This window comes from Georgenia sp. TF02-10 (assembly GCF_022759505.1).
In the GTDB taxonomy this organism is placed as follows: Bacteria; Actinomycetota; Actinomycetes; order Actinomycetales; family Actinomycetaceae; genus TF02-10.
Window position 1 is genome coordinate 124565 of sequence record NZ_CP094289.1, and the last position, 12357, is coordinate 136921.

At 73.6% G+C, this 12357-nt stretch carries 13 protein-coding genes; 7 read left to right on the forward strand and 6 right to left on the reverse strand.

Annotation, left to right across the window (positions count from 1 at the left end):
• Positions 1–46: 46 nt before the first annotated feature.
• Positions 47–853 (reverse strand): IclR family transcriptional regulator, encoded by an 807-nt coding sequence (locus MF406_RS00650; protein WP_242896121.1) that lies wholly within the window; start codon positions 851–853, stop codon positions 47–49.
• A gap of 70 nt (positions 854–923) precedes the next feature.
• On the opposite strand from MF406_RS00650, the gene MF406_RS00655 reads away from it, so the two are divergent.
• From MF406_RS00655 to dgoD, 3 genes are read left to right on the forward strand one after another with little or no spacing between them, the layout of a single operon-like run.
• Positions 924–1934, forward strand: coding sequence for a 2-dehydro-3-deoxygalactonokinase (locus MF406_RS00655; protein WP_242896122.1), 1011 nt, complete (start codon positions 924–926; stop codon positions 1932–1934).
• Positions 1935–1978: 44 nt separating this feature from the next.
• Positions 1979–2638 (forward strand): 2-dehydro-3-deoxy-6-phosphogalactonate aldolase, encoded by a 660-nt coding sequence (locus MF406_RS00660; RefSeq protein ID WP_242896123.1) that lies wholly within the window; start codon positions 1979–1981, stop codon positions 2636–2638.
• Positions 2635–3849 carry a galactonate dehydratase gene (gene dgoD / locus MF406_RS00665; protein WP_256463966.1) on the forward strand — a complete coding sequence of 405 codons (1215 nt, stop codon included), beginning with the start codon at positions 2635–2637 and terminating at the stop codon, positions 3847–3849. Before MF406_RS00660 ends, dgoD begins: the two co-directional genes overlap by 4 nt.
• A gap of 242 nt (positions 3850–4091) precedes the next feature.
• Here the strand turns inward: dgoD and MF406_RS00670 are convergent, their stop codons facing one another.
• Complete coding sequence (locus MF406_RS00670; RefSeq protein ID WP_242896125.1) at positions 4092–4280, reverse strand: hypothetical protein; 189 nt, start codon at positions 4278–4280, stop codon at positions 4092–4094.
• A gap of 38 nt (positions 4281–4318) precedes the next feature.
• Between MF406_RS00670 and MF406_RS00675 the strand changes: the two genes are divergently transcribed.
• Positions 4319–5890, forward strand: a complete 1572-nt coding sequence (locus MF406_RS00675; RefSeq protein ID WP_242896126.1) for a P-loop ATPase, Sll1717 family — start codon at positions 4319–4321, stop codon at positions 5888–5890.
• 42 nt (positions 5891–5932) lie between these two features.
• Here MF406_RS00675 and MF406_RS00680 read toward each other — a convergent pair whose 3' ends face one another.
• The 3 genes from MF406_RS00680 to MF406_RS00690 form a co-directional block, all read right to left on the reverse strand.
• The gene (locus MF406_RS00680) at positions 5933–6961 is read right to left on the reverse strand and encodes a zeta toxin family protein (RefSeq protein ID WP_242896127.1); all 1029 of its coding nucleotides are present in this window, start codon (positions 6959–6961) and stop codon (positions 5933–5935) included.
• Positions 6958–7440 (reverse strand): hypothetical protein, encoded by a 483-nt coding sequence (locus MF406_RS00685; RefSeq protein ID WP_242896128.1) that lies wholly within the window; start codon positions 7438–7440, stop codon positions 6958–6960. Before MF406_RS00685 ends, MF406_RS00680 begins: the two co-directional genes overlap by 4 nt.
• Before the next feature lie 504 nt (positions 7441–7944).
• Positions 7945–8454, reverse strand: a complete 510-nt coding sequence (locus tag MF406_RS00690) for a GNAT family N-acetyltransferase (RefSeq protein ID WP_242896129.1) — start codon at positions 8452–8454, stop codon at positions 7945–7947.
• A gap of 162 nt (positions 8455–8616) precedes the next feature.
• Between MF406_RS00690 and MF406_RS18965 the strand changes: the two genes are divergently transcribed.
• Positions 8617–9114, forward strand: a complete 498-nt coding sequence (locus MF406_RS18965) for an antibiotic biosynthesis monooxygenase (protein WP_371744554.1) — start codon at positions 8617–8619, stop codon at positions 9112–9114.
• Between the two features lie 96 nt (positions 9115–9210).
• On the opposite strand, the gene MF406_RS00700 is transcribed toward MF406_RS18965, so the two are convergent.
• Positions 9211–9858: a hypothetical protein gene (locus tag MF406_RS00700; protein WP_242896130.1), complete on the reverse strand. Its 648-nt coding sequence runs from the start codon at positions 9856–9858 to the stop codon at positions 9211–9213.
• 102 nt (positions 9859–9960) lie between these two features.
• Here MF406_RS00700 and MF406_RS00705 point away from each other — a divergent pair, with 102 nt between their 5' ends.
• The gene (locus tag MF406_RS00705) at positions 9961–10644 is read left to right on the forward strand and encodes a 1-acyl-sn-glycerol-3-phosphate acyltransferase (protein WP_371744555.1); all 684 of its coding nucleotides are present in this window, start codon (positions 9961–9963) and stop codon (positions 10642–10644) included.
• Positions 10645–10665: 21 nt separating this feature from the next.
• Positions 10666–12315 (forward strand): FAD-binding dehydrogenase, encoded by a 1650-nt coding sequence (locus tag MF406_RS00710; protein WP_242896131.1) that lies wholly within the window; start codon positions 10666–10668, stop codon positions 12313–12315.
• Positions 12316–12357 lie beyond the last annotated feature (42 nt).

The following is a 12357-nucleotide window of genomic DNA, read 5'->3' on the forward strand; positions in this document are numbered from 1 at the left end:
GACGGCGGCGGCCGCGCCCCTTCGGCGTCACGAGCCCCGGAGGGGTTCAGCGCTCCACCGGCACGCCCCGGGGCGGACGGGCGTACCCCAGCGCGCCGGACACCTGGGCCGCCGCCCGCTGCACGACGGGCACCAGCGCGCGCACCCGCTCCATGGGCATGTACGGGCGGGTGGCCGAGACGCTGACGGCCGCGACGATGGCGCCGGACCCGTCCCGGACGGGGCCGGCGACGCACCGGATGCCGGGCTCGTTCTCCTCCAGGTCGTAGGCGGCACCGCGGCTCGCCGCCCGCGCCATGTCCGCGACGAACTCCGCCACGGTCATCGGCTCGCGGGTGAGGTGCTCGGGCGGGGTGACCGGGGTGTCCTGGACGTACTGCTCCCGCCACCGGTCCGGGGACTCCAGCAGCAGCGCCTTGCCCACGCCCGTGCGGGTCAGGGGCATGCGGTGACCGATCCGGGAGCGCATCTCGGGCCCGCGGGTCCCGGGCAGCTTGTCGAGGTAGAGCACCTGGCGGTGGTCCTCGACCGCCAGGTGCACGGTGTCGTGCACCCGCTCGTGCAGCTCGCGCAGCACGGGCGCGGCCACGGTGGTCACCGGGTTGTCGGCGAGCGCCTGGAACCCGAGCTCGATGAGCGTGGGGCCGAGGGAGTACGTACGCTCCGGCATCGGCCGCAGGTACCCCTGCTGCACCAGCAGCTGGACCAGCCGGTGAGTGGTGCTGCGGCCGATCCCGGTCGCCGCGGTGATCGCCCGCAGGCTCGTGTGCCCGTGTCCGACGGCGGCGATCACCGCGAGCCCCCGGGCCAGCGTCTGCGTGCCCGGCGGGGTCGGCTGCTGGTTCTCGGCCATCCGAGCACGCTATCCCTATAGTCGGGACGCGCGTGGCAATAACGGGACGCTGCTCCCTAGCGTGGCCGGCGTGACGGCAGCAACCTCCGCGGACGGCGCGCTGGTCGCGGTCGACTGGGGGACCTCGACCTTCCGCGCCTGGCTCCTCGACCCGCGGGGCCGGGTCCTGGATACCTGCCGCAGCAGCGACGGCTCACGGGCGGTCGCCGAGACGGTCGCCCCGGACGACGTCGACGGGCGGGCGACGGCGTTCGCGGCGGCGTTCCTCGCCCGGTGCGGGTCCTGGCTCGCGGCGGCGCCCGGCATCCCGGTGCTCGCCAGCGGGATGGTCGGGTCGAACCACGGCTGGCACGAGGCGGGCTACCTCGACCTGCCGGCCGACCTCGGGCGGCTCGCCGAGCACCTGGTGAGCCTCGACGTCGGCGGGTCACGCGTGCACATCGTGCCCGGGCTGCGCGCGACGGGCGCGACGCCCGACGTCATCCGCGGCGAGGAGGTGCAGGTCCTCGGGGCACTCGCCGGCCTCACCGCCGGCGCCGCCGAGCGGCGCACCGTGCTCCTGCCCGGCACCCACAGCAAGTGGGTGACCCTGCGCGGGGAGGTCGTCACCGACTTCGTCACGGCGATGACCGGCGAGCTGTTTCACCTGGTGCTGGAGCGGTCGATCATCGCCACCCTGGCCGCCGAGGCCGCCCCGTCGGGGGCGGACCGGCCGGCGTTCGCCCGCGGCCTGGAGGCCGCCACGGGCCCGGTGGGCCGGCGCGGCCTCGCGGCGGCCCTGTTCACCGCGCGCACGCTGGTGATGGCGGGCCGGTTGCGTCCCGCGGAGGTACCGGACTACATCTCGGGCCTGCTGGTCGGGGACGAGGTGGCCCACGTCCTGCCCGGCCTCCCGACGGCGGCCGGCCCGGTGCTCGTGTGCGGCGCGCCGGACCTTGCCGACCGTTACGTCACCGCCCTGGCCCGGCACCACCGCCCCGCCGTCGTGGCGCCCCAGGACGCCACGGTCACCGGCCTGTGGGCGGTCGCACGGGCCGCCGGCCTGGTCGACCGCCCCGTCGCCACCGCCACGCAGGAGTGAGAGCCGCCATGACACCCCCGACGTCACCGACACCCCCGACATCCATGACGCCCCCGACGCCCCCGGCGTCCGGGCTGATCGCGATCCTGCGCGGGCTGACCCCGCCCGACGCCGTCGAGATCGGCCGCGCGGTCCTCGAGGCCGGGTTCGATGCCCTCGAGGTGCCGCTGAACTCCCCGGAGCCCTTCGAGTCCATCGCCCGGCTGCGGGCGGCGCTGCCCGCGGGCACCGCGCTCGGCGCCGGCACCGTGCTGCGCCCGGAGGACGTGGCCCGCGCGGCGGACGCCGGCTCCTCGATCATCGTGGCGCCGAACACCAGCCCCGCGGTCATCGCCGCCGCCGTCGCCCGCGGCCTGCGCGCCTACCCGGGCGTGGCCACCGCGACGGAGGCCTTCACCGCCGTCGGCGCCGGGGCCACCAGCCTGAAGATCTTCCCCGCCGACCTGGTCGGGATCACCGGCATGCGGGCGTGGCGCAGCGTGCTGCCGCCCGAGGTCGAGCTGCTGCCCGTCGGCGGCGTGGACGCCGCCAACCTCGCCGACTGGGCGCGCGCCGGCGCCGGCGGGGCGGGCATCGGCTCGGCCCTCTACCGCCCGGGCGACGACGCCGCCACCGTCCACGCGCGGGCGGTGGCGATGCGGGCCGCCTGGGACGACGGACGAACGCACCGCTCGCCGTCGCCGTCGGCCGCCGACGGCCCCTGACCGCCCGACCGGGCGCAGCCGCCCCGCCCCGACACCTCCCGCACCCGAGACGAAGGACCCCCGTGAAGATCACGTCAGTGACGACCTACCTCGTCCCGCCGCGCTGGCTGTTCTGCAAGATCGAGACCGACACCGGCGTGACCGGCTGGGGCGAGCCGGTCCTGGAGGGGCGCGCCGCCTCGGTCGCCGCCGTCGTCGACGAGCTCGCGGACTACCTCGTCGGGCGGGACCCGCGCCGGATCGAGGACCTGTGGACGGTGATGTACCGCGGCGGGTTCTACCGCGGCGGCGGGCTGCTGATGAGCGCCATCGCCGGGATCGACCAGGCGCTGTGGGACATCAAGGGCAAGGCGCTCGGCGTGCCGGTGCACGAGATGCTCGGCGGCCGGCTGCGCGACCGGATCAACGTCTACTCCTGGATCGGCGGGGACCGGCCGGCCGAGACCGCCGCCGACGCCCGGCGGGCCGCCGACCGCGGGTTCACCGCGGTGAAGATGAACGGGCCCGCCGAGCTGCAGTACATCGACTCCCGGGACAAGGTCGAGCTGGTCGTGGCCAACGTCCAGGCGGTCCGGGAGGCGGTCGGCCCGGACGTGGGCATCGCGGTGGACTTCCACGGCCGGGTGCACCGGCCGATGGCCAAGGTCCTGATCGCGGCGCTCGAGCCGTACCACCTCATGTTCATCGAGGAACCGGTCCTCACCGAGCACGTCGACGGCGTGGCGGACGTCCTGCGCGGCTCGGGGACGCCGATCGCGCTCGGCGAGCGGCTGTACTCCCGGTGGGACTTCAAGCACGTCATCACCTCCGGCGTCGTCGACGTCATCCAGCCCGACCTCTCCCACGCGGGCGGCATCACCGAGGTGCGCAAGATCGCGGCGATGGCCGAGGCCTACGACATCGCGCTCGCCCCGCACTGCCCGCTCGGCCCGATCGCGCTGGCCGCGTGCCTGCAGGTCGACGCCGTCAGCTACAACGCCGTCATCCAGGAGCAGTCGCTGGGGATCCACTACAACACCTCCAACGACCTGCTCGACTACCTCGTGGACCCCACCGTCTTCGACTACCACGACGGCGCGGTCGAGATCCCGTCCGGCCCGGGCCTGGGTATCGAGGTCAACGAGGACTACGTCCTGGAGCGGGCGGCGGAGTCCCACCGGTGGCGCAACCCGGTGTGGCGCCACGCGGACGGGTCCGTGGCCGAGTGGTGACCGCCGCCGTCGGCCGAGGCTGACGCGCCGCTGGCCCGGGGGCCAGCGAGACCAGGCCCGGAGCTCGAAGCCCAGGTCCGCCGGCCTCATCCTGAACCTGCACCGCACCGCCGGCATCGACGGCTGGCGCTGGCTGTTCCTCCTCGAGCGCATCCCCGCCGTGCTCCTTGGCATCCCCGCCGTGCTGATCGCCCTGTACGTGCTGTTCCGGCTGCCCGAGCGGCCCAGCACCGTCTCGTGGTTCACGCCGAGGAGAGCAGGTGGCCCACCGGCACCATCGCCGGCGAGACGGCCTTGTCGCAGATCTGGGACTCCCTGCCGTGGTAGCGGGCGCTGGGCAACCCGACGGTGCTCGGCCTGGCGGCCGTGCTCAGGCTTTCGGCACCATCGGCGTCACCGGGCGCGACGACGACGTCGTGCGCAGGCCACACCACCCCTTCGCTGCCCGGCCGTGCAGTACCCTTTGCGCATGGCGGCGACGGACAAGCGCTCGGTGATCGAGGACATCACTTTCGGTGGCCGCACCGCGGAGGAGGAATCCGAGCATCTCGCGCGCTACTTCGTCGAGACCGAGCAGTGGCGCAAGGTCTGGCAGGACGAGGTCGACATCGTCTTCGCGCCCAAGGGTGGCGGCAAGAGCGCTATCTACAGCATGCTCGTGTCGCGCGAGGACGAGCTGTTCGACCGGAGCATCGTGCTCGTACCTGGTGAAAATCCGACTGGTGCGACAGCATTCGAGCCCATCCAGATCGCACCTCCGACTAGCGAAACCGAGTTTATCCAGATCTGGAGGCTCTACTTCCTCGTTCTACTTGTCGAGGAGCTTGAGCGTTACGACGTCCAGTCCGTCGGGCTCCGCACGGTCCGTCAGGCTCTCGCGTCCATCGGGCTCACGGAGGGGACGAAGGTCAAACGAACCATCATCATGCGAGTGCGTGAAGCGCTTCACAGGTTCTTCCCTGAGAGCGTCGAGGCAGGGATGAGCGTCGACCCGACCACCGGCACTCCTACTGGCTTCACCGCAAAGGTCACCTTCGACGAACCCTCTATCGAGCAGGAGCAGGCGGGGATGCTCTCCGTCGATCGCCTCTACGAAACGGTGAACGACGTTCTGGTTGAGCAGAACCTTCGCGTCTGGCTTATCCTGGACCGGCTCGACGTCGCGTTCACAGCCTCGCCGGAACTCGAGGCCAACGCTCTGCGGGCATTGTTCAGGGTCTATCGGCTGATCGAGCCGCTCGGACAACTGCGGCTGAAGATCTTCCTCCGCAGCGACATCTGGGCGGAGATCACGGCCGGCGGCTTCCGCGAAACAAGCCATATCACTCGCGACATGAACCTCCACTGGAACCGAGCGAACCTCCTGAAACTCATCGTTCAACGAGTCATCCAGAGCGATCTCCTCGTTCGAGAACTTAGCGCCGACGCGGCGCACGTGATCGCGTCGTCCGTCGCACAGCAGGAACTGTTCGATCGCGTCTTCCCCCGGCAGGTGGACGCCGGATCGAACAAGCCCGCGACGTTCGACTGGGCACTATCTCGAACAGAGGACGGCAAGAAGGTTGCCGCCCCGCGTGAACTCATTCACCTGTTCACCACGGTGCGAGACCGCCAGCTCGGACGGATCGACACTGGGCAGGCAGCCATCGCTGAGGGCGTCTACTTCGAGTCGCAGGCGTTCCGCGACGCGCACCCCGAGGTGTCGGAAACTCGACTGCAGAAGACGATCTACCCCGAGTATCCGTGGCTCAAGGACTGGCTCGAGGCGCTCCGCGGACAGCGCACGCTACAGGACGTAGTGAGTCTCGAAGCCCTCTGGGGGACGGTCCGCGTGGATACCGAAGAGCGAATCCGTCGTCTCGTCGACGTCGGGTTCTTCGAGCAACGTGGGTCCGTCGCAGAGCGCACCTACTGGGTACCGTTCCTCTACCGCCCTGCGCTCGAGATGGTGCAGGGTGCCGCGGACGGCCTGCGTGACAGGATCGGCGCATCGAGCGACGTCGAGGACGAGGATTCGTCTCAGGTTGGTGCTGCGCGCTAGCAGCTCAGTACGAGAATCCCGGCACGGTCGTTCAGCGGCCCGTCAACGCCCGCGCCCTTCCACCCCGGAGCGTCCACCGCTCGGGCGCGCTGGACGGGCTTGTGGAGTCGGGAAGCTCGCGCGTGCGTTGCGTGCGGCGTCCGCGGCACGTCGGTCGACGAGGGCGCGACCTTGCCCGCGGACCTGATCCACCTCGATGACCTGCGGGCGGTCGCCGGCGGGGGTCCAGTATCGGCGTAAGCTCGTGACGTTTCCACACTCGCGCGCGACGCGTTCGGCGGACTCCTGGGAGATGGCGCGGGCGTCCTCCCCCGCGTACACGCTGCGCGCGTAGTCCTCGGGGACCCATCGGCCGCCGTGGCGGTACTCCGGGTCCCCCTCCAGCGCCTTCGTGTAGGCGCTGCGCCAGCGTTGGGCGATCCTGGCGGCGGAGACGTCGTAGGGCACCTCGACGTCGACGACGTCGACGCGGTAGCCGGCGCGCTCGAGCGTGCGGCCGAGCTCGACGGCGGCTTCCGGCTTGGACAGGACCGAGTCGATGACGACGTTGGTCCCGGCGCGGATCGCTTCCTCGCGCACGACCTTGGCCAACGCGGATGACTCTTCGTGCACGAGGGCGGCGAAGTCCAGCGGGAAGAAACGCTCCCCCTGTGCCTCGAGCTCACGCACCGCGGGCGGCTTGATGAACGTCTCGTAGGACCCGTCGGCCGCGGCCGCGTCCAGGAGCTGGGTCTTGATTTCGTCCGGGTCGACCTCGAGCCACTGGCGCCGGCCGTCGGTGCCGGGCGCGCCGATCAGCTCGTCCAGGATCCGTGACTTGCCGGCTCCGGGTGGGCCGGCGAGAACGATGGCGCGCTTGTCGTGCGCGACCTCGTTCTCCATCGTCTCGCGGTAACCCTGGAGGATCTGCTGGTGCAGTTCCTCGCGCATCGGGGTAGGCATCCCGGGGGTGAAGAACCAGGCCGGGTTCGCCACGGTAGCGTGCGGGCTCTCGCGCGACAGTGGCGCGCCGGGTGCCGACAGGGCCCGGACGGTCTGGGCATGGCGGTCAACTTCGGCGGCCGTCGTCACGTCCTGTGAGCCTGGGTCGTCTGGTGCGCCTGCCCGACGGCGACATACATGCCCTGGTCGATCAGGCCCTCGCGGTAGGCGCGCACGACCTCCTCGAGCGTGTGCGTCCCGGGCGCGTCGACGACCAGGGCGTCGTACCCGTCGGTGCGCGCGATCGGGTCGTACGGCCAGCGCACGAGCTCGTCGAGCGCGCGGTCGCGGTCCAGCTCCCCCGCGGCGTACCGCTGCGCGATCTCGTACGGGTTCGCGCCGGAGAACCCGGGACGGACGTCGTCCACGGCTCGCGCAGTCTTGAGGGCCTGGCTGACAGCGGACTGCGACACGTGCAGCTCGGCGGCGAGTTCGCTCTGCGTCATCCGGGCGGCGAGGGCGCGCAGCGTGCGCTGGTAGGACAGGTCCGTGACCGATCGCCGGCTGCGCAGGCGTCGCAGGTCCTCCACGGTGGGCTGATCGATGGTAGATATGCTCACCACCTCCATTCATTAGGCACCTTATATCGCCAGGTGGGCGTCGGCGCTCGCGCAGTTCCGCCACGTCGCCGGGCGTGACGTCGGCCAGGGGCTCCCGCCGGCATGGTGCCGCACCCGGACACCGGCACGATGGCGGACCCGGTACGGCGGATCGCCTCGACGTCCAGGGCACCGCGACGAACGCGACCCGCACACCGCCCAGGATGCATCCACGGCTGCGTCCATCGCGTTCATCAACACCGTCGCGAACTTCGTCGGCATGGGCCTGCCGCCCATCCTCGGCCGGCTCAAGGACGCCTCGGGCACGTACGACTCGGGGCTGTGGATCATCGGGATCGCCCTCGCCGTCGGCGGCGTGGTCGGCATCCTTATCACCCGGCGGCGACGGCCGATCCCGGCCCCACCACCGACGAGCCGGCGGCCACCGCGCCCGTCCAGGCCGAGCGGGAGCCGTGAGACTCGCCCGGTGCGACCTCAGGCGTGCCGGCGCCCTAGATCGTCGGGCGAATCAGGTCACCCGCCCTCGGGTCCGCCGGCCAGGTCCAGCACGAACCGCTCCTGGCCGGCGCACCGGTCGGCTCCCAGCGGCTCGCGCTCGCCGGTCGCCCGGAACCCGCGGCGCTCGTACAGGCGCCGGGCCGCGTCGTTCCCGTCGGCGACGTCGAGGCTGAGGCGGCGCGCCCCGTCCCGCACGGCGGCCGCCTGGACGGCGTCGAGGAGCGCCTGGCCCACCCCCGCGCGTCGGGCCGACGGCGCCACCCACATCCCGACCAGGTGCCGCTCGTCGGGCCGGTCCGGAACCGGGAGGTAGGTGAGGATGCCGACGACGTCCGGGCCCAGGTACGCGAGGAACGTCCGGCCGGCGCCGGCCCGCTCCTGCCAGACGCCGTCGTCGAAGGCCTGCTCGCGGGCCAGCGTGGAGCCGAACGCGGCCGGGTCCTGGGCCAGCGCGGCCAGCCGCACCTCCCGCAGCTCGCGCCAGTCGGCGGCGCCCGCGGGCCGGACCTGCACGGCGCTCACCATGGCCCAACGGTAGACCGGCGGCCACGGGCGGGAGCGCGAGCGCCGGGCACGGGCGGGAGCGCGAGCACCGGGCACGGGCGGGCCGCCGGGCAAGAGCGCGAGCGCCCGTGCGCCGAGCGCCGAGCGCCGAGCGCCGAGCGCCGGGCACGGCAGGATGGCGGCATGAGCATCGTCAAGATCAACGCCATCACCGTCCCGCCCGGCAGCGGGGACGAGCTTGCGCGGCGGTTCGCCGCCCGGGCGGGTGCGATGGAGGGGGTGGAGGGCTTCCTCGGCTTCGAGCTGCTGCGACCCAGCGACGGGCGCACCCGGTGGCTGGTGGTGACGCGGTGGCGCGACGAGGTCACCTACGAGGCCTGGGTCGGCTCGACGGACTTCGCCGCCGCGCACGGCCGCGCAGGTGGGGAGCCGGGCGGCACGGCCGGTCCGGGAGGCGCCGACGCGGCCGGGGGCGGCACCGCGGCGGCCGTCGCGGGCGGCATCGACACGGTCGGCGAGGGCGGCACCGGCCCGGCCGCCGGCGCACCGGCTGCGGACGACGGCGGCCACGCCGGCACCGCGACGGCCGACGGCGCGGGCGAGCCGGCAGGCCGAAGGCCGGTCGGGACCAGCGCCGAGCTGTGGAGCTTCACCATCGCCGCGGGCAGCGGCGTCGACTGACCGCCGAGGTCCTGGTCACCGGCCCGCCGGCACCCGAGGAGGGGTGGGCGGGAGGGGAACCAGGGCAGGACTGGCACCCGCCTGGCACGCCGTGCGTCAGTGCGTGTGCTCGTTGCGCCCGAAACCCTCCAGGAACCGCGGCCCGGCGACGGCCAGTTCCGCCTCGAACCCCGCCCCCCACTCCCGGTAGGGGTGGTGGACGAGGCGGTCGTTGGCGAACCGCGGGTCGTCCGTCACCTCGGTGACCGCGAACGGCGGGATGACCAGGTCGGTGACCGGGCCCTCCCGCTCGCACTCGGCGACCACCAGGCCGGCGTTGTCGCCGAGGAACTCGTCGACGACCCACCCGTCGGCGCCGAGCCACAGCGAGTGACGGAGCTTGATCAGCCGGCGCCCGCCGAGACGCACCATGGCCAGCCCGACGGCGATGTCGAGCTCCCGCTCGGCCTCGTACCGGGTGCCGCCCACGTAGGGTCCCTTGGCCGTCAGCGCGCAGAAGGTGAACCGGTCGCCGAGGGAGTCGAGCGCCCGGAGCACGCCGGCGTCGCCGTCGTGGATCTCCCCGGGGAGCGCCGGGTGCGGGGCCGGGCCGGAGAGCCGGACGCGCAGCGCGTACCCCTCGGCCGCGAGGAAGTAGCTCTGCACGATGAGCTCGGGCCCGGACTCGCTCCGCAGCTCGGCGGGAAGCTCGCGGACGAAGAACTTGCGCTCGAACTCGAAGTCGCCGTACCCGGTCTCCGTCATGCCCGGACGGTACCCGCCCGCTACGCTCGGGCGCGTGGGACACGAGGAGCCGGCGGAGCCCGCCGGCCGCGCCCGTCCGCGGCCGACGCGAGAGCCGGTCCGGTGATCCGCCGCCTGCTCGCCGGGACCTTCTGGCGGCTCAGCCGCTGGCGGCACCGGTCCGTCCCGCTCCCCCCGGGCGGCGCCGGCATCCTCATCGGCGCCCCGCACACCTCCAACTGGGACTTCATCCTCATGCTGGCCGTGGCGGCCGACCTGGGCATCGACGTCCGCTGGCTCGGCAAGCGCCAGCTCTTCCGCCGCCCGTTCGGCCGGCTCATGCGCGCCCTGGGCGGCATCCCGGTCGACCGGTCGCACCCGGGCGGCCTCGTCGCCGAGCTCGTCGGCCGGGTCAAGTCCGGCGAGAAGTTCTACCTCCTCATCACCCCCGAGGGCACCCGCCGTCGTGGCACCTACTGGAAGTCCGGCTTCTACCGCATCGCCCACGAGACCGGGCTGCCCGTCGCCCTGGGCTTCGTGGACCGGGACCGCATGACGGTCGGGGTCGGTCCGTCGCTCACGATGACCGGCGACCTTACCGCGGACATGGACCGCGTCCGGGACTTCTACGCGGACAAGAAGGGGGTGCGCCCGGAGCGGGGGACATCCCCGCGGCTGCGGGACGAGGACGCGGCCCCCGAGCCGGCCGACGCCGAGCCCGCTGCGGCGCCCACCGACGGCCCGGACGCTGCGGGACCCGCGCCTGCGGCGCCCGCCGGCGACCCACCACCCGCCGGACCCCGCTGAGGGACACCAGAAGGAGGCCGCATGGACGCGGACGCCATCGTCGTCGGGGCCGGGCTGGCCGGGCTGGTGGCCACCGCCGAGCTCGCCGCGGCCGGCCGGCGGGTGCTCCTGCTGGACCAGGAGAACGCCGCCAACCTCGGCGGGCAGGCGTACTGGTCCTTCGGCGGCCTGTTCCTCGTCGACTCCCCCGAGCAGCGGCGGATGGGCATCCGCGACTCCGCCGAGCTGGCGTGGCAGGACTGGCTGGGCACCGCCGGGTTCGACCGGGACCGCGAGGACCGCTGGCCGCGGCGCTGGGCCCGGGCCTACGTGGACTTCGCCGCCGGGGAGAAGCGGGCCTGGCTCCGCGACCTCGGCGTGCGCCTCTTCCCGGTGGTCGGCTGGGCCGAGCGCGGCGGGCACGGCGCGACCGGGCCGGGCAACTCCGTGCCCCGGTTCCACATCGCCTGGGGCACCGGGCCGGGCCTGGTGGCGCCGTTCGCCCGCCGGGTCCGGGCCGCCGTCGACGCGGGCCTGGTGACCGTCCGGTTCCGGCACCGGGTGGAGGAGCTGCTGAGCACCGGCGGCACCGTCGACGGCGTGCGCGGCACCGTCCTGACCGCCACCACCGCCGCCCGCGGGGAGGCCTCGCCCCGCACCGCCGTCGGGGAGTTCGCGCTGCACGCCCCGGTCGTGCTCGTCACCTCCGGCGGGATCGGCGGCAACCCGGAGATGGTGCGCCGGTTCTGGCCGGACCGGCTCGGGACGCCGCCGCGGCACCTGGTCCGCGGCGTCCCGGCGTACGTGGACGGCCGGATGCTCGACGTCGCCGAGGCGGCCGGCGCGTCGCTGGTGAACCGGGACCGGATGTGGCACTACACCGAGGGCGTCACGAACTACGCCCCGGTCTGGCCGGACCACGGCATCCGGATCCTGCCCGGCCCGTCCTCGCTGTGGCTGGACGCGACCGGCCGGCGGCTGCCGGTGCCGCTCTACCCCGGCTTCGACACCCTGGGCACCCTGGCCCACCTGCGCCGCACCGGGCACGACCACTCCTGGTTCGTGCTGACCCAGCGGATCATCGAGAAGGAGTTCGCGCTGTCCGGCTCGGAGCAGAACCCGGACCTGACCGGCAAGGACCTGCGCCTGCTCCTGCACCGGCTGGGCCCGGGGGCGCCCGGCCCGGTCGAGGCGTTCAAGGACCGCGGCGCGGACTTCGTCGTCGCCGACGCCCTGCCAGAGCTGGTGGCCGGGATGAACGCCCGCACCGAGGAGGCGCTGCTGACGCTCGGCGACGTCGAGCGGGAGGTCCGCGCCCGGGACCGGGAGATGCTCAACCCGTTCAGCAAGGACCTGCAGGTGACCGCCCTGCGCGGGGCCCGCTCCTACCGGGGCGACCGGCTGCTGCGGGTGGCCCGCCCGCACCGGCTGCTCGACCCGGCCGCCGGCCCGCTGATCGCGGTCAAGCTGCACGTGCTCACCCGCAAGACCCTCGGCGGGCTGGAGACCGACCTGTCCGGCCGGGTGCTCCGGCCCGACGGCGAGGTGCTCCCCGGGCTGTACGCCGCCGGGGAGGTCGCCGGCTTCGGCGGCGGTGGCATGCACGGCTACCGGTCGCTGGAGGGGACCTTCCTCGGCGGCTGCCTCTTCTCCGGTCGGCAGGCGGGGCGGGCCACGGCGGCCGCGGTGTAGCCGGACGACGGCGACCGGCCGCGGGAAAGCCGGCACGACGGC

Coding starts and splice junctions, on each gene's coding strand:
- MF406_RS18965 (WP_371744554.1), top strand. CDS start 8,617: ATGAGCATCGTCAAGATCAACGCCATCACCGTCCCGCCCGGCAGCGGG.
- MF406_RS00700 (WP_242896130.1), bottom strand. CDS start 9,858: ATGACGGAGACCGGGTACGGCGACTTCGAGTTCGAGCGCAAGTTCTTC.
- MF406_RS00690 (WP_242896129.1), bottom strand. CDS start 8,454: ATGGTGAGCGCCGTGCAGGTCCGGCCCGCGGGCGCCGCCGACTGGCGC.
- MF406_RS00675 (WP_242896126.1), top strand. CDS start 4,319: ATGGCGGCGACGGACAAGCGCTCGGTGATCGAGGACATCACTTTCGGT.
- MF406_RS00650 (WP_242896121.1), bottom strand. CDS start 853: ATGGCCGAGAACCAGCAGCCGACCCCGCCGGGCACGCAGACGCTGGCC.
- MF406_RS00660 (WP_242896123.1), top strand. CDS start 1,979: ATGACGCCCCCGACGCCCCCGGCGTCCGGGCTGATCGCGATCCTGCGC.
- MF406_RS00685 (WP_242896128.1), bottom strand. CDS start 7,440: ATGGAGGTGGTGAGCATATCTACCATCGATCAGCCCACCGTGGAGGAC.
- MF406_RS00710 (WP_242896131.1), top strand. CDS start 10,666: ATGGACGCGGACGCCATCGTCGTCGGGGCCGGGCTGGCCGGGCTGGTG.